Below are 17,011 nucleotides of genomic sequence, written 5' to 3' on the forward strand. Positions count from 1 at the left end.
GCTTTCGGGCATGACCGGCTTCGGCCGGGCCGACGGGGCCCTCCCCGGCTGGACCTGGTCGGTCGAGGCGCGTTCGGTCAACGGCCGCAATCTGGAAGTCCGCTTCCGTGGCCCCAACGGCTTCGACAACCTCGAGCGCCTCGCCAAGGCCGCCGGTCAGGCCCGTCTCAGCCGGGGCCAGGTCACGATCGGCATCCAGGCCCGCCAGGCTCAGGGCGACGCTTCGGCCCTGAAGGTCAACGAGGCCGTCCTCGCCCGCTATCTCCAGCTCGCCAACCAGCTGGCGGAGGAGGGCGCGACCCCGCCGTCCGCTGACGGTCTGCTCGCCCTGCGCGGCGTGCTCGACAGCGACGAAGAGACCGAAGATCCCGAGGCCCGCGTCCCTGTCGAGGCCGCCATGGCCGCGACCGTCGAACAGGCGCTCGACGCCCTGAAGGTTTCCCGTGAACGCGAAGGCGCCCAACTCCGTCCCGTGATCGAGGACTTTGTCGCCCGTATCGAAAGCCTTGTCGCCACGGCCGAGACCGAGGCCGTCGCCCAGACCGCGGCCGTCCGTGACCGCTTCGCTCGCCGCATGGCCGAGCTCGCGCCCGATGCGCCCGGACTCGAGGATCGCATCGTGCTGGAGGCCGCCGCCCTCGCAACCAGGGCTGACGTCCGCGAGGAGCTGGACCGGCTGACCGCCCACGTCGCCTCGGCCCGCACCCTGCTGGATCAACCGCCGGCGGGCCGCAAACTGGACTTCCTGATGCAGGAGTTCATGCGCGAGGCGAACACACTCTGCTCGAAATCGGCTACGACGGCGCTGACCGCCACGGGCCTCGACCTGAAGGCGGTCATCGAGCAGCTTCGAGAACAGGTCCAGAATGTCGAATGAACGTACGCCCCGCCGGGGCGTCCTCCTGATCGTCGCCAGCCCCTCGGGCGCCGGCAAGACGTCGCTGTGTCGTCGCCTGATGGCCGACCACGGCGGGCTGGAACTGTCGGTCTCCATGACCACGCGCGGCATCCGTCCGGGCGAGGTGGCGGACCGCGACTATCACTTCGTCTCGCCGGAAGAATTCCAGAAGGGCATCGACGCGGACGCCTTCCTCGAATGGGCCGACGTGCACGGCAATCGCTACGGCTCGCCGCGCGCGCCGGTCGACAAGGCCTTGGCCGAGGGCCGCGACGTCCTGTTCGACATCGACTGGCAGGGCGCGCGCGATATCGCGGTGAAATGCCCGGAAGACGCCGTCCGCGTTTTCATCCTGCCGCCCAGCCTTGAAGAGTTGAAGCGCCGTCTGGTGACCCGTTCCCAGGACGCCGACGACGTCATCGAGCGCCGTATCGCCAACGCCAAGGGCGAGATCGAGCACTGCGGAGAGTTCGACTACGTCTTCGTCAACGACGACTTCGACCGCTCCTACGCGGAGCTGGCCCACATCTACCACGCCGAGCGCAGCCGCCGGTTCCGCAACGTCTGGGTCGGCGGCTATCAGTCGGCCCTGCTGGCCGAGGACGTCTGAATCCTTCCAGCCGACCGCGCGCCGCGTCGGACTTGCGGAGTTCAAAGAGGACTTTCCGACAAGGGGCTGTAGTTGCTCGGTTGCACTCTCTGGACTCGGTCCTTCCAGAGTCCAATCTCGATCAGGCGGCGCGGCTCCCGAACCACGGCGTGATCCGTCGCAGGGCCTCTTCGATCTCCGGCGTCGAGACAGCGAAGCTGAAGCGCATAAAGCGGTGGCCGTCGACCGGATCGAAGTCCACGCCGGGCGCTGTGGCTACGCCGGTGTCTCTGAGCAGTTGCTCGCAGAAGGCGACGCTGTCGTCGGTCAGGTGGCCGATATCGGCCCAGATGTAGAAGGCGCCGTCCGGCGGGGCGATCGACTTCAGCCCCAACGCGGGCAGGGCGGCGAGCATCAGGTCGCGGTTCCTGGCATAGGTCTGGATATGGCCCTCCAGCACTTGGTGCTGGTCCATGGCGACAAGGCCCGCATGCTGGCTCAGCGACGGCGGGGTCAGGAACAGGTTGCCGATGAAGGCGCGCGCCCGCTCGATGTGGTCGTGCGGAACCAGCAGCCAGCCCAGCCGCCACCCGGCCATGCTCCAGTACTTTGAGAAGCTGTTGATCACCATGGCCTCTGGCGCGAACTGCAGCAGCGACGGCTGCGGCCCGACGTAGGAGAGGCCGTGGTAGATCTCGTCGGACAGGATCTGGATCCCCTTCGCGGCGCAAACCCCGGCGATGGCGGCCAGTTCCTCGGACGCGATCACCGATCCCGTCGGGTTCGCGGGGCTGGCGATGATCACCCCGGCCGGCGCCGGCTCCAGCGCATCCAGCGCGGCGGCGGTCAGCTGGTAGTGCTCGTCGGGCCCGCAGGCGATCTCCACCGGGACCATCCGCAGCGCCTTCACCGTGTTGCGGTAGGCGACATAGCCGGGACGGGCCATGGCGATCCGGTCGCCGGGCGAGAACCGCGACGACAGCCCCAGCACCAAGGCTGGCGACGCGCCATTGGTCAGCAGCAACTGGTCCGGCGAGACCATGACGCCATAGCGCTCCTCATACAGCCGGGCGATCCGCGCCTTCAGCGGCGCGCTCTCCCAGTAGCCCATGCTGTCGGCATCCAGCACGCGATGGGCTTCCGCGATGGCGGCGGGCGGCGCTCCGGTGGAGGGCTGGCCGAACTCCATGTGGATCACCGACCGCCCCTCGGCCTTCAGGGCGTGTGCCAGTCGGCTGATGGCGATGGCGCGGAAGGGCTCGATCTCGCTCACGACTGCAGGGCTCCGGCCAGCCGCAGGAAGCCCGCGATGTCGATCGTCTCGGCCCGCGCATCCGGGTCGATCCCGGCCGTCTCGCACAGGGCGCCGCCGCCGAGCTGTTTCAGGCTGGACCGCAGCATCTTGCGTCTCTGGCCGAAGGCGGCCGCCGTAACCCGCTCGAGCCGCTTAAGGGTCGCGGCGTCCGGCCGGTCGGGGCGAGGCACGACATGCACCACGGCCGAGGCCACCTTGGGCGGCGGGGTGAAGGCGGCGGCGGGCAGGTGCATCACGATCCTCGCCTCCGCCACGGCCTGGGAGATGACCGCCAGTCGCCCATAGGCGTCGTCGCCCGGCGCCGCCACGATCCGCTCGGCGACCTCCTTCTGGAACATCAGGGTCATGGCCACGGGCGTCCACGCTCCCGTCAGCCAGTCGATCAGCAGGGGCGTCCCGACGTTGTAGGGCAGGTTGGACACGACATGGGCCGGGCCCTCGACCAGCTTCGACTGATCGACCTTCAGCGCGTCCGCCTCGACGATGGTCAGCCGCCCGTCGCCGTTATCCAGCTCCGACAGCAGCGGCAGGAACCGCGGGTCCTTCTCGATCAGGACGACCTTTCCGGCGTCGCTTTCCAGGATCGCACGCGTCAGCCCGCCGGGGCCCGGCCCGACCTCGATCACGGCCCGGCCCTCGAACGGGCCCGCCAGACGGACGATCTTCCGCGTGATGTTGAGGTCCAGCAGGAAGTGCTGGCCGAAGCTCTTTTTGGCCAGCAGGCCGTGGGCTTCGAGAGATTTGCGCAAGGGGGGGAGGTCGGTCACCGGCCCCTGTTAGCCCGCCGCGCGCCGGGCCGCCATCTCCGAGGCCAGCCGGATGGCCGCGATCAGGCTATCGGGCCGCGCGATCCCCTTGCCCGCGATGTCGAACCCGGTGCCGTGATCGGGCGAGGTGCGGATCACGGGCAGGCCAAGGGTGGCGTTCACCCCGCCCCAGAAGTCCAGCGTCTTCACCGGGATCAGGGCCTGGTCGTGGTACAGGCAGATGGCGGCGTCATAGGTCGCGCGCGCCTCGTCGTGGAACATCGTGTCGGCGGGCAGAGGATCTGTGATGTCGATGCCTTCCGCACGCAGGCCCTCGGCCGTGGGCTTCAGGACCGTGATCTCCTGCAAGCCCAGAGCTCCGCCTTCGCCCGCATGCGGGTTCAGGGCGGCCAAAGCCAGACGCGGCCGGGTGATGCCAAAGTCGCGGCGCAGGACCTCGTGCACGACCCGGGCCGTACGGGCGACGCGTTCCTCGGTCACCAGCTCCGGCACCTGATCCAGGGCGACATGGATGGTTACCAGACAGGCGCGAAGGTCTTTTGCCGTCAGCATCATCACCGGGCCGCGCGTGCCGGTGTAGGGGGCGTCGGCGGTCAGTTCGGCGATGAACTCGGTGTGGCCGGGAAAGCGGAAACCGGCGGCGTAGAGGGGCGCCTTGGCGATCGGGGCGGTGACCACGCCGGACGCCTCCCCTGATAACGCCAGAGCGACGGCGCGTTCGATCCAGTCGGCGACGACCCCGGCGTTGCGCGGATCGGGCCTGCCCGCCTCGATCGGCGCGGGGGCCGGATGGTTCAGGACGGGCAGGGCGCGGGCGAAGAAGGCGCCGGCATCGGACAGGTCGCCGATCTCGCGGACCGGCACGCCTTGCCCGGCCAGCAGCGCGGCGTCGCCGATGACGGCAAACGGGGACTGATCCGACAGGGCGGTCCAGGCCTTGGCGATGATCTCCGCGCCGACGCCGGCGGGTTCGCCGAGAGTCAGGACGAGAGGCGTCGCCACCACCCGATTACTTCATTTCGATGAGGGCGTCCGCACGCAGGTCGCGGATGTAACGGCGCGCCAGCATGGCCAGGTTCTGGTTCTGCAGCCGGCCTTCGACCTCGCGCGCCGACGGCACGTCTGCGCCGCCGACCCGACGACCACAGACGGCCACGAGGTGGACGCCCAGCGGCGTGCGGACCGGGTTCGACACCGTGTTCACCTCGGCCGAGCGGGCGACCTGCTGGAACTGGGGCGCGAGGTTGGCCACGTCGCTTTCGCCGAGGTCGGAGCCGAGCAGGCCCGCTTCCGACGTCGCGCGTTGCAGGATGTTGTCGCAGGTCAGGCTGGGCCGCAGGGCCTCCAGACGCTGGGTGGCGGCGGCGACATCGGCCTCGCTGGCCGTCTCCGGCAGTTCGATCATGGCCTGTTTCAGGGTGACCAGGCTGGTAGCCGCGCCCGAACGCTTGTCGCGCATGTAGATGATGTAGACGCCGCCCTCGACCGGGATGGGGCGCGACAGCTGGCCGACCTGAAGGTTGTCGAGCGCGGTCTGAAGCGCCGGTTGTACCGTGCCCTGAACGACCCAGCCGGCGTCGCCGCCGCGTGCGGCCGACGGCGCGGCCGAAAATTGGCGGGCCACGGCCTGGAAGGGCGCGCCCTGAACCATCTGGGCGACCAGCTGCTCGGCGCCGCTCATGGCCGCCTGCTGGCCGCCGACGCGGTTGGCCTCAAGGTAGATTTCGCCGATCAGATACTGGGGCTTGGACGCTGCCTCGGTCAGTTGCCGCAGGGCCTGTTCGACCTGGGCGCGGCTCACGCGGGCGCGGCTGTTGAAGCGACCACCGACCAGTTCACGCCAGCCGATCTCGGTGCGCAGTTGTTCGCGCATGGCGTTTGGGCGGATGCCGCCCTGGGCCAGGAAGGCCATGTAGTTCTCGGGCGTCGTCCCGGCTTCCTGGGCCATCGTCGCGATTTCCTGATCCACATCCTGGTCGGTGATCTTCAGGGTCTCGTATTTTGCGATCTCCTGCGCCTGCAGGCGTTCCTCGATCAGGGCCTGCAGAGCCTGCTGCTGGATCGCGGGGATGTTTTCCTCGGTCGGCTGCACCTGGCTCATCGCGATGACCGACAGCATGCGCTGACGCAGGTCGAAGCCGGTGATGATCTGATCGTTGACCGTGGCGACGATGCCGTCGGCGAGGGTAAACTCAGGCGCCGCAGCGGCGGCGGTGGCGGGTGCCTGCTCGGCGGCCGGATCCAGTGTACCCGCCGCCTGACCCGCAGGGGCAGTCTGGGCAATCGCCGAACCCGCGACCAGCGCGGCCATCGCGACCCCGGCCGTAAAACGCATCAAACCCATGGTCAGTCCTGGTTCCTTCGAGCCTGCTTTTCCGGTTCCCCACCGGGTCGGCGCACGCCTTTACGCGTCATGCCTAACGCAAGCCGTTTGATCCATAGCCTGACCCTCCAAAAGTGGCGAGGTTTAGACGGAAGAATATGCCGTCCGACGGGCCGGTAGGGCTGACGCGGGTGTTGTCGCGGCGATAACCCACCTCGATGCGGAAACAGTCGTCGTCGAACACCACGCCGACCTCCGAACGGGTGATCAGATCGCGCTCCAGATCGGCGATGCCCGCGACCGTCACGCCCCAGTTGCCGGCGACGAACTGCTGGGCCGCCAACTGGACGAATTCGTAGTTGCGGTTGAGCGGTCCATCGAGCGGATTGGAGCGATCGACGATGTAGCTGGCGGTCGCCAAGTTGCGCCGGCCCCACCGGCCGTCGACGGCCATCTCGGCGCGGCGGATGTCGCCGGACCCATCCACTGTCGCATGGCCCCAGCCCCGGATCCGGTCCGACGGCTGGAACGTGCCCTGAACAACCCAGTCGGAGGTCTGCGAGGCCAGGCCGGATGGGTCATAGAGACGGTTCGGCGCGTCCGGGATGGGAATGCGGAAGCCGTCCTGTTCGGCGTCGCGCATGCTGCGCCCGACGAACAGGCTGGCGGTCCGGCCTTCGCTCCAGCGCAGGGTGGTGCGTACCCCGGCGGTCAGGCGAACCCCGCCCTCCAGCAGATCGTAGCCGGGGAAGCGGTCGATCCTGAAGAGGGACGACTCGTCGAGTTCCAGCGTCTGGGCGTCTTCGACCGGGATGCGGAAATCCAGATCCGGGTCAGTGGAGACCGAAATCTGGCCCAGCGGCTCGATGATGACATCCGCCCCGTTGCTGAGACGACGGATCAGGGGATAGCTGACGTCCAGGCCCACGGTGGCACGACCGCGCGTGATCGTCTCGTCCTCGAGCCCTAGAACCGGCGGCAGGTCGGCGACGGAATAGACGTCGACCCGCCCGTCGACGAAGGGCTCATAACGTATGCCGGCCGGGGAGGCGAAGCTGCGCCTCCAGTCCAGCTGGCCGCTCACGCGTCGGCTGTCGACGCCGGGCAGGCCGAAGGTCGTCGCCGTCGTCGGGATGATCTCGGGCCGCAGGACCGGACTGCCGAAATACTCGTCGCGATAGAGTGAGACGGCGGAACCGCGCAGACGCAGACGCCCGCCCAGAACGGGACCCGAAGGCTCCCAGCGGGCATCGATCAGCGGCGCGACCAGCGGCAGCGTGCCGTCGGCCTCGAAGATGTTCAGCGCCGGGGTCACGTCGTTGAACCGGGCGACGCGCAGGCTCTGGATCGAGAAGGCTGCAACCGACAGGTACGACCGCCCGGTCTGGCGCTCGGCATAGACCTGGCTGATCAGGCGGCGCTGATCGCCGTAGTAGAGGCCATTGTCCTGATAGGGATCGATGATGTCGTAGCGGTCGAACAGGGTCTTGTCCGACGTCCGCTCGGCGGTGAAGCCCCAGCGCCACGGACCGGCCGGATCGAAGCGGCCGTAGCCGAGGAAATAGCTTCGGCTGGTGCGGTCGCCGAAGTCGACGTTCGATTCCGCGCTGCCGTCGCCGTTCAGGTCGAAGTTGCCGAAGTTCTGGGCATAGGTGTAGCCGCCCCGGGCCACGATCGTCCCGTTGGTGAACCGGCGACGCCATTGCAGGTTCAGGAACGGCACAACCCGGGTGTTGAACTGCGGGCTGATCAGCCAGTCCTCGGACGGGGAAATCACATGCAGGTAGGGTGTCTCGACCGACACGCCCCGCCCGTCGTCGTAGTTGAAGATCGGGACCAGGAAGCCGGACGCCCGCTCTACCGTCGGATCTGGATGGGCGAAGAACGGCGTCCACAGGACCGGCACCCCGCCGACCTTGAACACGGCGTTGCGATACAGGATCGCCCGCAGTTCCTCGTCCTGAACCACCTTCTCGGCCTGGATCGAGATCGAGGGCGTCTTCGGATTGCCTGCGTCGTCGCAGATCGGACAGGGGGTGAAGAGGGCGTAGTTGAGCTCGTTGACGTTCTCGGACCGCCGCACGGCCGTCGCGGCCATCAGGCTGGCTCCGTTGGTCAGGCGGGTGGCGAAGTCGACGGCCACGCCGGCGCGCAGATCCGAATCGAGTTCGAGATGGCTGGCGAAGACCGTGTTGCGCTCGGGATCGACCAGTTCGACGTCGCCGTCCGCGGTGCCGATGCCCTGGGCGATGTCGTAGGTGACTGCGCGGCCGCGCAGGGTGTGGCCCTGGAAACGGGCGTAGACGCGTTCCCGTTCGCCGGTCGCGCTGATGACGTCGCCCTGACGTCCGGCGGTGTCGGCCTCGATATAGATGGCGTCGGGCGTCAGTCCGTCGGCCTGAACGGCGGGAGGCGTGCTCCCCGCAGGCGTTGTCTGGGCGAAGGCGGGCAACGGCGCGCAGGCGAGCGCGGCCGCCCCGGCCAGAAGCCGGTTCCGCAGCAGAGTCTTGCGAGAGACGGCGCCTTCAGCCCGCATCAAATCCAACCGTTCCTTCAGGCCCCCGCCGGGGTCCGCTTAGCCGTCTTCGGTATAGAACAGCAAGGTGAAGGCGGCGAGCGCCGTGAGGATCGCGGGCAACCAGGCCGCCACGAACGGCGGCACCACCTCGGCCGAGCCCATGGCGGCCGAGAACTGGTTCAGGAAGAAGAAGGCGAAGCCCAGCACCACGGCGGCCACGGCCATCCGCGCCAGATCGCCCAATCGCATCAGTCTGAGCGAGAATGCGGCGGCCAGGATGGTCATGGCGGCGAAGGCCAGTGGCGTGGCCAGCAGCGACTGGAGCCGCAGTCGATAGGCGGTCGAGGAGAAGCCCGCGTCCTCGATGCGCTGGATCTGGCCCGGCAGTGACCAGAAGGGCGTCGACTGGGGCCGGGCGAAGCGTTCGAACGCCTCTTCGTCGGCGAGAGCGGAGGGGAGGTCGAGCGTGGCGTAGCGGACGGCGCGCTGGCCGGTCTGGGCGCCTACGGCGTCGAACAGGCGCCAGCGACCGGCGCTGAGGCTGGCCGAAGGGGCGTCGATCCGCTCGGTGAACTTACGACGGCCCTGCGGGTCGGTGGCGTAGATGAAGAAGGTCACGTCCAGCAGCCGGGCATTGGCGCGGTCCTGACGACCGGCGCGGATCACCATCTGACGGGGGCCGTCGCCTTCGCGCAGCCAGATCGCCTCCTGTTCCTCGCCGCTGACGACCGAACCGGAGATGCGCGCGCGCTCTCTCTGGAACAGGCCGTCGCCTGAAGCGGCGACCGGGCCGATCACGGTGACGGTCAGGACGCCCAGCGCCAGCGCGGCGCCCGCGGCGGGCAGGACGAACCGCCAGGCCGACACGCCGGCCGCGCGCATGGCCACGAGCTCCGACCGTCGGTTCAGACCGACGAAGGCCCCGAGAGTGCCGAACAGGAAGACGAAGGGCAGAAGCTGCACGATCACCGCCGGCGACTTCAGCAGCATCAGGCCGAGGATGCGCAGGCCCGACAAATCGGTATCGGAACCGAGACCGCGCGAAATCTCCACGAAGTCGATCAGCATCACCAGCGCGGCGATGACCGCGAGCGCGACGCCCAGGGCGCGGGCCAGCTGGATCAGGACATAGCGCTCGATCCGTCCGATGCGCAGGGCGCTCAGAACATGCCGGGGCGCGTCGGCGAGGGATCCGAAGCCGCTCATGCGAACCGCGCCTTCAACTGGGCCAGAGGCGACCGGCCTTTCGACCGGCGCGGCTTCAGCGCCCTGAACAGGAGGCGAAGGGCGAGGGCCGTGGCAACGATGGGCAGCAGGTACTGGAACACGTTCAGCCAGCTGTTCCAGGCGCTGGCGGCGACGACGGCGTAGCCGAAGATGCGGACCAGCAGGAAGGCGGCGGAGGCCTTGGCGATGCGTGAGCTATAGCCCGTGCGGCTGAAAGCCCCGCCCATGATGGCGGCCAGGGCCATGGCCATGGCGGTCAGGGCATAGAGGGGCGACGACAATCTGCTGTGCGCCTCGGCCAGCAGTTCGCCGCGCGGGGCGGTGTCGCGGAGAACATCGGGCGTGGGGTTGAACAACTGGGTGATCCAGAGGTCGGCCGGCTTGTAGCGGATGTGCTCGGTGTCGCTGACGTACTGGCCCAGCGGGAAGACATAGCCGTCGAAGGACAGCTGCTGGAGCACGCCTTTGGAATCGTATTGCTGCCATGAGCCCTGCTTCATCGTCAGGACGGGCTGGCCGTCGACGCGGCCGAAGCGCGCCTCGGACGCGTCCCAGGTGGTCACCGTGTCGCCGTCCTCGATGTAGATGAACAGGTTCTTCAGAAGGCCGTTCTGTTCGATCTGCTGCACGTAGACCGTCAGGCCGTTGGGACCCTGGACGAAGCGCCCCTCTTCGACCAGCAGGGCGGCGAGGTCGGTGCGGATTTCGAACGCCTGTTCGCGCGATGTGCGCTGGGCCCAGGGCTGAACCAGGACATTGGTCGCGAGGGCCACCATTGCGATAGCGAGCGCCAGACGCGCGGAGGGCGCGATCATCTGCCAGCGCGACATGCCGCTGGCATAGGCGGCGGTCAGTTCCTGTTCGCGCTGCAGCCGGGTCAGGGCGATCAGGGCGCCGACGAACAGGCCGATGGGCAGGATGACGCCGAATAGCTGGGGTACCGCCAACAGGGTCAGTTTCAGCATGACCCAGACGCTCTGGCCCCGCTCTACGATGACTTCGAGCTGGTCGAGGCTCTGGCTCAGCAGGCCGATTCCGACCAGCGAGCCGCACGCCGCCAGCACGGGCAAACTGATCTGTCGGAAAAGGTAGCGTTGAATCAGGGTCATGCGGGCGATGAAATCACCCGGTTGCGGGCGCGGACGTTGCGGCGCATCTAATACACGTCCGGGCGCGCCGCCGACAATGGCGGGCGTGACCACCCACAGTTCAATGACCGGGAGTCCATCCCGGCTGGAGTATGCGTTTCCATGAAGATCGATTTCGTCGCCGAAGCCGGCGCGTCCGGCGTTCTCGCCATCCTCGTCCATGACGGCCGCAGCCTGGCCGGCGAGGGTGGACAGTATGACGCCGCCACCGGCGGGGCCCTGACACGGGCCATGGGCGCCGGCCGCTTCACCGGCGGAGCCAATTCCAGCCTGATCGTCGCCGCCCCCTCGGGCGTGAAGGCCGACAGCATCGTGCTGGTCGGCGCGGGCGAGGCTGGCAAGTTCGACGACCTGGCGATCGAGACCGCCGCCGGCGCCGCGTTCAACGCCGTGCGCCTGTCGGGCGCGGAAGTGCTGACGATCGACCTCGGCCATCTGTCGGGCGTCCAGGCCGCGCGCGCCGCCTTCGCCGTTCATCTGGCCGCCTACCGGTTCGACAAGTACCGGACCAAGGAAAAGCCGGACAAGATCCCGTCGGTCACCACGGTGAATATCGTCACGAAGGATGTGGCCGGGGCCAAGGTCGCGCTGGAGCCGCTGAGCGCGGTCGCAGACGCGGTGTATTTCTCCCGCGATCTGGTCGCCGAGCCCGCCAACATCCTCTACCCGGCCGAGTTCGCGCGCCGTGTGAAGGAGCTGGAGCGTCTGGGCCTGAAGGTCGAGATTCTCGGCGAGAAGGAGATGGAGGCCTTGGGCATGCACGTCCTGCTGGGCGTGGGCCAGGGTTCGGTCCGTGAGAGCCAGCTGGCCGTGATCCAGTGGAATGGCGGCAAGGCCGGCGACGCGCCGATCGCCTTCGTCGGCAAGGGCGTCTGCTTCGACACAGGCGGCATCTCGATCAAGCCGGCTGCCGGCATGGAAGACATGATCTGGGATATGGGCGGCGCGGCCGCCGTCGCCGGACTGATGCATGCGCTGGCGGGCCGCAAGGCCAAGGTCAACGCCGTGGGCGTTCTGGGCCTGGTCGAGAACATGCCCGACGGCAACGCCCAGCGCCCGGGCGACATCGTCACCTCGATGTCGGGCCAGACGGTCGAGGTCATCAATACAGACGCCGAGGGTCGCCTCGTTCTGGCCGATGCCCTCTGGTACACGCAGGATCGCTTCAAGCCGAAGTTCATGGTCGATCTGGCGACGCTGACGGGGGCCATGATCATCGCTCTGGGCCTGGACTACGCCGGGGTCTTCTCGAACTCCGACGAACTGGCCGACGCCATTCTGGCCGCCGGTCCGAAGGTCAACGAGAACGTCTGGCGGATGCCGCTGCCGCCGCAGTACGACAAGATCATGGACAGCGTGAACGCCGACGTGAAGAACTCGGCCGGGCGCGACGGCGGCTCGATCACAGCCGGGCTGTTCCTGCAGCGCTTCACCAACGGCGTGCCGTGGGCCCACATCGACATCGCGCCGGTCGCCTGGGTCTCGAAGTCGACGCGGGCGACGGTTCCCGACGGTCCGGTGGGCTGGGGCGTGCGTCTGCTGGACCGCATGGTGGCCGACACCTACGAAGGCTGATCGTGGCCGACGGCTCGGGCGAGATCTGGTTCTACCATCTGGAACGATCCACGCTGGATCAGGTCCTGCCCGAGTTGCTGGACCGCACCCTTCAACGCGGCTGGAAGGCGCGCGTCAGGGTCGCGGACCCCGATGCGCGCGAGGCCATCGACGAGCGGCTGTGGACCTGGCGGGACGACAGTTTCCTGGCCCACGGCCTCGCCGATCAGCCCCATCCGGAGCGCCAGCCGATCCTGCTGACGGCGGGAGAGGAGAACCCGAACGGGTCTCAGGCGCTTTTTATCGTCGACGGCTCGGAGATGAGCCTCACAGAGGAGTTCGAGCGATGCTTCATCATCTTCGACGGTCGCGACGAGACCGCGCTGCATACGGCGCGGGAACGCTGGAAGGCGCTGAAGGGGCAGGGAGCCAACCTCGCCTACTGGAAACAGTCGGACGAGGGACGCTGGGAAAAGGCGGCCTGATCGCAGTCCTGTTCCTGGCGGCCTGTTCCTCGACGCCGGCGACGGTCGCCGAGCCGCCCGCGCCTTCGGTGGTGGCCGAAGCCGAGGCGAACCAGCCGGTCGGATCGCATATGCCGGACGGTGAGGCGGACCTCTGCAAGGCCGCAGACTTCCAGTATCTGGTCGGCAAGCACCGGAACGAGATTCCGGTGCCGGTCGAGGTCGTCAACCGCCGGGTGGTCTGCACGACCTGTCCGGTGACGATGGACTTCTCGCCTCACCGGCTGAACATCTTCTACAACGCCCGGACCGAGATCGTGGAGCAGGTCCGATGCGGATGATCGCCGGGATGATGCTGGGTGGCGTGCTACTGGCGAATTGCGCCCAGCCGCCGGCGACTCAGCCCGAGGGGCCCAAGCGGTGCGACGCAGCGGCGGCGCGGTCCCTGATTGGAAGCCATATGGGCGCGGTCGATTTCGCGGCTGGAGCCAATGTGCGGTTCGTCTGCACGACGTGCGCGTCGACCCGGGATTACCGTGAGGACCGGCTGAACATCCGCTTCGACAAGGCGACCGGGATCATCCGCAGCGTCGACTGCGGCTGACCCCGGCCCGCCCGGCGCCTACCAGCGCCAGGCGTCGTAGATGACCTCGATGATGTAGCCGTCGTAGCTGTCGATCAGATAGATCGTGGTGTCGACGGCGACCCACTGGGTTCCCGGAGGCGGGTAGCCCAGGCCGTAGGTGCGGTAGTCGCTGAGGCTGTAGCGCCAGAAGATCGAGGGCAGATAGTCGCCCTGGTACCAGCGCTGGCCCCAGTAGTTTCTCGGCACCGAGTAGTAGCCGTAGTTCGGCGCGAAATAGAAGCCGAAACGGTAGCCGGAGTAGCCCCGGAAGCCGCGGTCGTTGCGCCACCAGTCGTTCGAGCGGCCCCGGTTCCAGTCGCGGCGCCAGTCGTTCTGGTTCCAGCGATTTCCCCAGCCATTGTAGTCGCGACGACCGTTGCGATCGCTCTGCCAGTTGCGGCCGCCGTTGTTGCGGTCGCGGTCCCAGCCGCCGTTGTTCTGGCCGTTGTTTCCGTTCCAGCCGCCGTTGCCGCGACCCCGGCCGTCATTGCCACGGTTCCAGTCCTGACCGCGTCCGTCCCGACCCTGGTTGCCGCCGTTCCAGCCGCCGTTGTTGTCACGACCGCGACCGTCATTGCCGCGGTTCCAGTCCTGGCCGTCATTGTCGCGACCCCGGCCGCCACGATCCTGACCCGGAGTCGGAGGCGTCACGACCGGCGGATTGTTGGGGTTCCAGCGGCCTGGGCCGTTGCCGGTCTCGGTGTTGCCGCCGCGATCGCGCCCGCGGCCGTCGTTGCCGCCGCCTTGCCCGCCACGATCACCACCACGGTCTCCGCCGCCATTCCAGCCGCCGTTGCCGCCGCCCTGACCGCCGCCGTTGTTGCCGCCGCGATCACTGCCGCCCGGGCCCTGGCCACCACGGTCTCCGCCGCCGCCGTTGTTTCCGCCACGATCACCGCCGCCGTCACGCCCGCCGCGATCTCCACCGCCGCCGCGACGGTCCTGGACGTCCTGGACCTGCGGGCGCGGCTGCTCGAAGCGAGGCGCGGGAGGGGGGGAGGACTCGTCCGGCTGGTAGCGCCCGCCGGCATCGTTGGGGGGTGGCGCTTCGGCGACGACGGAGGCGTCGTCCTGGGCCAGCGCCAGTGTGGGCAGGCCGGCCGGGACCGCCAGGGCGGCCAGGGCGACGAATGCCGTCAGCATCGATTTCATTTCGCTTCTTCCCCGCACGCCGGTTCTCCGGCGGCTCGTGGTGACGGTCGTCTTTTGTCCATGAACGGTGGCTGAACGACGGTCAGGGCGCCTCTGACGGTTCGTGACGGGCTTGCGGCCACCGTTGGGGCGGTCCAGATCAGAGGCCCGAGCCATCCGCTGGAGACGCCGCCATGACCGCCCCGATCAAGCTCTGGTACTGGCCCACGCCCAATGGCTGGAAGGTCTCCATCGCCCTTGAGGAGATGGGACTGCCCTATGAGCTGAAGCCGGTGAACATCGGGGTCGGGGAGCAGTTCACGCCGGAGTTCCAGGCGATCAGTCCCAACGGCCGGATGCCCGCCATCGTCGATCCGGACGGGCCGGGCGGGGCGCCGCTGTCGATCTTCGAGAGCGGGGCGATCCTGCAGTATCTCGGGAACAAGTCGGGGCAGTTCTATCCGACCGATATTCGCCAGCGGGCCGATGTCGACCAGTGGCTGTTCTGGCAGGTCGGCGGGCTGGGGCCGATGGCGGGCCAGACCCACCACTTCCGCCAGTACGCCCCGGCGATCATCAAGGACCAGAGGCAGATCGCCTATGGCGTTCGCCGCTACACCGACGAGACGCACCGCCTGTACGGGGTGATGGACCGGCGGCTGGCGGATCGGGAGTATCTGGCGGGCGACTATTCGATCGCCGACATGGCGGCCTGGCCCTGGGTTCTGCCCGAGCATCAGGGACAGGACCTGGCGCACTTCCCGCATCTCGCGGCGTGGATGGACAGGGTCGGGTCGCGGCCGGCGGTGAAGGCCGGACGGGCGCTGGGCGAGGAGATGCGGCGCAATCTCGCGGCGTCCGGCAAGGCGGCGGAGGAGGCGCGAAAGGTCCTGTTCGGACAGCGCGCGCGTTAGGCTTTCAACAAGGTCGGTAAACGCCGTCTTGACGGTATATTTCGCAGGTCTGAATCGACTGTGGAGTATTCATTTTCCCTTTACTGAAAAGACTTTGCGGCTCCCGGCGCTGTTAACTTTAACTTCAAACCGGGGGTATTTGATCACGGTCGAAGGGCGGGTCCAGAACGGACGTCCGCCATCGCAAAGGACGACCGTGATGAACGCGCAAGAAACCGCGCCGGAACTGCACAACGAGGTCGAGGCGGCCCCGTTGCCCCTGCCCACCGCAGACATGGACGGCGACGCCCTGTTCCGTCTGGGCATGATGTACTCGTCGGGATCGGGCGGCTGCCCGATGGACCGGGTCTCGGCCCACATGATCTTCAACCTGGCGGCCATGAAGGGCTCTCTCGAAGCCCGGGTCTATCGCCGCGAAATGTCCGAAGAGATGGAACGCGACGAGATCGCCGAGGCCCAGCGCGCCGCTCGCCGCTATATCGACGCCGGCGTGGTCAAGCTGGCCGCCTGAGGGTTCCGCGACGGATTGGACTCCGAAAAACGGAGTCCAGATAGTCCACAGAGTCCAGATCGCGGAGATTTCGGCGCGATCGCATTGAAATTTCGCCAGATCGCGTGTGAGGACGGATTGGACTCGAGTCCCGCTGTCGGACTCGTTTCGGGCGTGTCGGCGCCCGTGACCGACTTTTCAAAGACCTGTCTCGGACATGGGGCGGTCGATGCGCGGCGCAAGAGCGTGTGGAGACTTTATTCCTGGGCGGCGCCGCCAGCCTAGAACTGCTGATACTGGCCGTTGATCGTGTAGTTGAAGCCGACGGGCAGGGCGGCCTTCACCTGGGTGAAGAAGTTGGCCAGTTCGCCGAGCGTCGAGCGCGGCACGTACAGGACATCGCCACGGCGCAGGGCGATCACCTCGCCGCGACGCTGGCGCAGATCCACAACCCGCATCATTCGCACGCTGCCCGGGCCGCGCCGAATCAGGGCCACCTGTTGAGGCCGGGCGCTGGGCAGGAAGCCGCCGGCCTGGATGATGGCCTGATAGGCGTCGATGTCGCCGTTCATGTCGTAGACGCCGGGCGTGCGCACCTCGCCATCGACCCAGACCTTCATCGGCCCGGCGGTCTTCAGGGTGATCTCGACCACCGGACGCACCAGTTGCGAGGCATAGGCCGCGCTCAGTTCATACTCGAGTTCCGCCAGGGTCCTGTCCGCCGCCATGGCCTGGCCGATCAGAGGCAGGGCGATGCGACCGTCGGGGCCGACCCTGAGGGTGCGCGTCAGCTCCGTCGCGGTCGGCGTCGCAACCTCGATCTCGTCCCCGGGGTAGAGGAGATATTCCGGCTCGTCGTCGGTCCAGTCGGCGAAGGCGATGTCGTCGAACCCGCCACGCTGGACACGGTCGACTCGCGGCGCGCTCTGGCCCGACGCACAGCCGGCCACCGAGGAAGCGACCATGGCCGCGCCCATGGTCCACAGAATCTGACGCCGATCGAACATGGATCGAACCTTACCCCTTATGGGTAACGGGTGGTTAACGC

17 protein-coding genes are annotated in these 17,011 nt (G+C 67.9%); 8 read left to right on the forward strand and 9 right to left on the reverse strand.

Going from position 1 to position 17,011, the window contains the following annotated elements; translation table 11 throughout:
• Positions 1-10 precede the first annotated feature (10 nt).
• Together ACQY68_RS06985 and gmk are read left to right on the forward strand one after the other, a co-directional pair.
• Positions 11-877: a YicC/YloC family endoribonuclease gene (locus tag ACQY68_RS06985; RefSeq protein WP_428152606.1), complete on the forward strand. Its 867-nt coding sequence runs from the start codon at positions 11-13 to the stop codon at positions 875-877.
• Positions 867-1,508, forward strand: a complete 642-nt coding sequence (gmk, locus tag ACQY68_RS06990; RefSeq protein ID WP_428152322.1) for a guanylate kinase — start codon at positions 867-869, stop codon at positions 1,506-1,508. Before ACQY68_RS06985 ends, gmk begins: the two co-directional genes overlap by 11 nt.
• Positions 1,509-1,629: 121 nt before the next feature.
• Here the strand turns inward: gmk and ACQY68_RS06995 are convergent, their stop codons facing one another.
• The 7 genes from ACQY68_RS06995 to ACQY68_RS07025 all read right to left on the reverse strand — a co-directional run bounded on the left by ACQY68_RS06995 (position 1,630) and on the right by ACQY68_RS07025 (position 10,746).
• On the reverse strand, positions 1,630-2,760 hold the full coding sequence (locus tag ACQY68_RS06995; RefSeq protein WP_428152323.1) for a pyridoxal phosphate-dependent aminotransferase: 1,131 nt from the start codon (positions 2,758-2,760) through the stop codon (positions 1,630-1,632).
• Entirely contained in the window at positions 2,757-3,569 is an 813-nt protein-coding gene (gene rsmA / locus ACQY68_RS07000; RefSeq protein WP_428152324.1) for a 16S rRNA (adenine(1518)-N(6)/adenine(1519)-N(6))-dimethyltransferase RsmA, read from the reverse strand. The genes ACQY68_RS06995 and rsmA overlap by 4 nt, the downstream gene beginning before the upstream one ends.
• Positions 3,570-3,578: 9 nt before the next feature.
• The gene (gene pdxA / locus ACQY68_RS07005) at positions 3,579-4,574 is read right to left on the reverse strand and encodes a 4-hydroxythreonine-4-phosphate dehydrogenase PdxA (RefSeq protein WP_428152325.1); all 996 of its coding nucleotides are present in this window, start codon (positions 4,572-4,574) and stop codon (positions 3,579-3,581) included.
• A 4-nt stretch (positions 4,575-4,578) separates the two neighbouring features.
• Positions 4,579-5,913 carry a peptidylprolyl isomerase gene (locus tag ACQY68_RS07010; RefSeq protein ID WP_428152326.1) on the reverse strand — a complete coding sequence of 445 codons (1,335 nt, stop codon included), beginning with the start codon at positions 5,911-5,913 and terminating at the stop codon, positions 4,579-4,581.
• A gap of 73 nt (positions 5,914-5,986) precedes the next feature.
• Positions 5,987-8,428, reverse strand: a complete 2,442-nt coding sequence (locus ACQY68_RS07015) for an LPS-assembly protein LptD (protein ID WP_428152327.1) — start codon at positions 8,426-8,428, stop codon at positions 5,987-5,989.
• Positions 8,429-8,467: 39 nt separating this feature from the next.
• Positions 8,468-9,616, reverse strand: a complete 1,149-nt coding sequence (gene lptG / locus ACQY68_RS07020; protein WP_428152328.1) for an LPS export ABC transporter permease LptG — start codon at positions 9,614-9,616, stop codon at positions 8,468-8,470.
• Positions 9,613-10,746, reverse strand: coding sequence for an LptF/LptG family permease (locus ACQY68_RS07025; RefSeq protein WP_428152329.1), 1,134 nt, complete (start codon positions 10,744-10,746; stop codon positions 9,613-9,615). The genes lptG and ACQY68_RS07025 overlap by 4 nt, the downstream gene beginning before the upstream one ends.
• 141 nt (positions 10,747-10,887) lie before the next feature.
• Between ACQY68_RS07025 and ACQY68_RS07030 the strand changes: the two genes are divergently transcribed.
• The 4 genes from ACQY68_RS07030 (at position 10,888) to ACQY68_RS07045 (ending at position 13,407) form a co-directional block, all read left to right on the forward strand.
• The gene (locus ACQY68_RS07030; protein ID WP_428152330.1) at positions 10,888-12,360 is read left to right on the forward strand and encodes a leucyl aminopeptidase; all 1,473 of its coding nucleotides are present in this window, start codon (positions 10,888-10,890) and stop codon (positions 12,358-12,360) included.
• Between the two features lie 2 nt (positions 12,361-12,362).
• Entirely contained in the window at positions 12,363-12,824 is a 462-nt protein-coding gene (locus tag ACQY68_RS07035; protein ID WP_428152331.1) for a DNA polymerase III subunit chi, read from the forward strand.
• Positions 12,825-12,895: 71 nt separating this feature from the next.
• A complete protein-coding gene (locus ACQY68_RS07040) occupies positions 12,896-13,144 on the forward strand; it encodes a hypothetical protein (protein WP_428152332.1) in 249 nt (82 codons plus the stop codon).
• The gene (locus ACQY68_RS07045; protein ID WP_428152333.1) at positions 13,135-13,407 is read left to right on the forward strand and encodes a hypothetical protein; all 273 of its coding nucleotides are present in this window, start codon (positions 13,135-13,137) and stop codon (positions 13,405-13,407) included. The genes ACQY68_RS07040 and ACQY68_RS07045 overlap by 10 nt, the downstream gene beginning before the upstream one ends.
• Before the next feature lie 18 nt (positions 13,408-13,425).
• Here the strand turns inward: ACQY68_RS07045 and ACQY68_RS07050 are convergent, their stop codons facing one another.
• Positions 13,426-14,580, reverse strand: coding sequence for an RcnB family protein (locus ACQY68_RS07050; RefSeq protein ID WP_428152334.1), 1,155 nt, complete (start codon positions 14,578-14,580; stop codon positions 13,426-13,428).
• A gap of 173 nt (positions 14,581-14,753) precedes the next feature.
• Between ACQY68_RS07050 and ACQY68_RS07055 the strand changes: the two genes are divergently transcribed.
• Positions 14,754-15,473 (forward strand): glutathione S-transferase family protein, encoded by a 720-nt coding sequence (locus ACQY68_RS07055; protein WP_428152335.1) that lies wholly within the window; start codon positions 14,754-14,756, stop codon positions 15,471-15,473.
• A gap of 199 nt (positions 15,474-15,672) precedes the next feature.
• Positions 15,673-15,984: a sel1 repeat family protein gene (locus ACQY68_RS07060; RefSeq protein ID WP_428152336.1), complete on the forward strand. Its 312-nt coding sequence runs from the start codon at positions 15,673-15,675 to the stop codon at positions 15,982-15,984.
• A 260-nt stretch (positions 15,985-16,244) separates the two neighbouring features.
• Here the strand turns inward: ACQY68_RS07060 and ACQY68_RS07065 are convergent, their stop codons facing one another.
• Complete coding sequence (locus ACQY68_RS07065) at positions 16,245-16,970, reverse strand: polysaccharide biosynthesis/export family protein (protein ID WP_428152337.1); 726 nt, start codon at positions 16,968-16,970, stop codon at positions 16,245-16,247.
• Positions 16,971-17,011 lie beyond the last annotated feature (41 nt).

The organism is Brevundimonas sp., from assembly GCF_965278935.1.
Lineage (GTDB): Bacteria > Pseudomonadota > Alphaproteobacteria > Caulobacterales > Caulobacteraceae > Brevundimonas.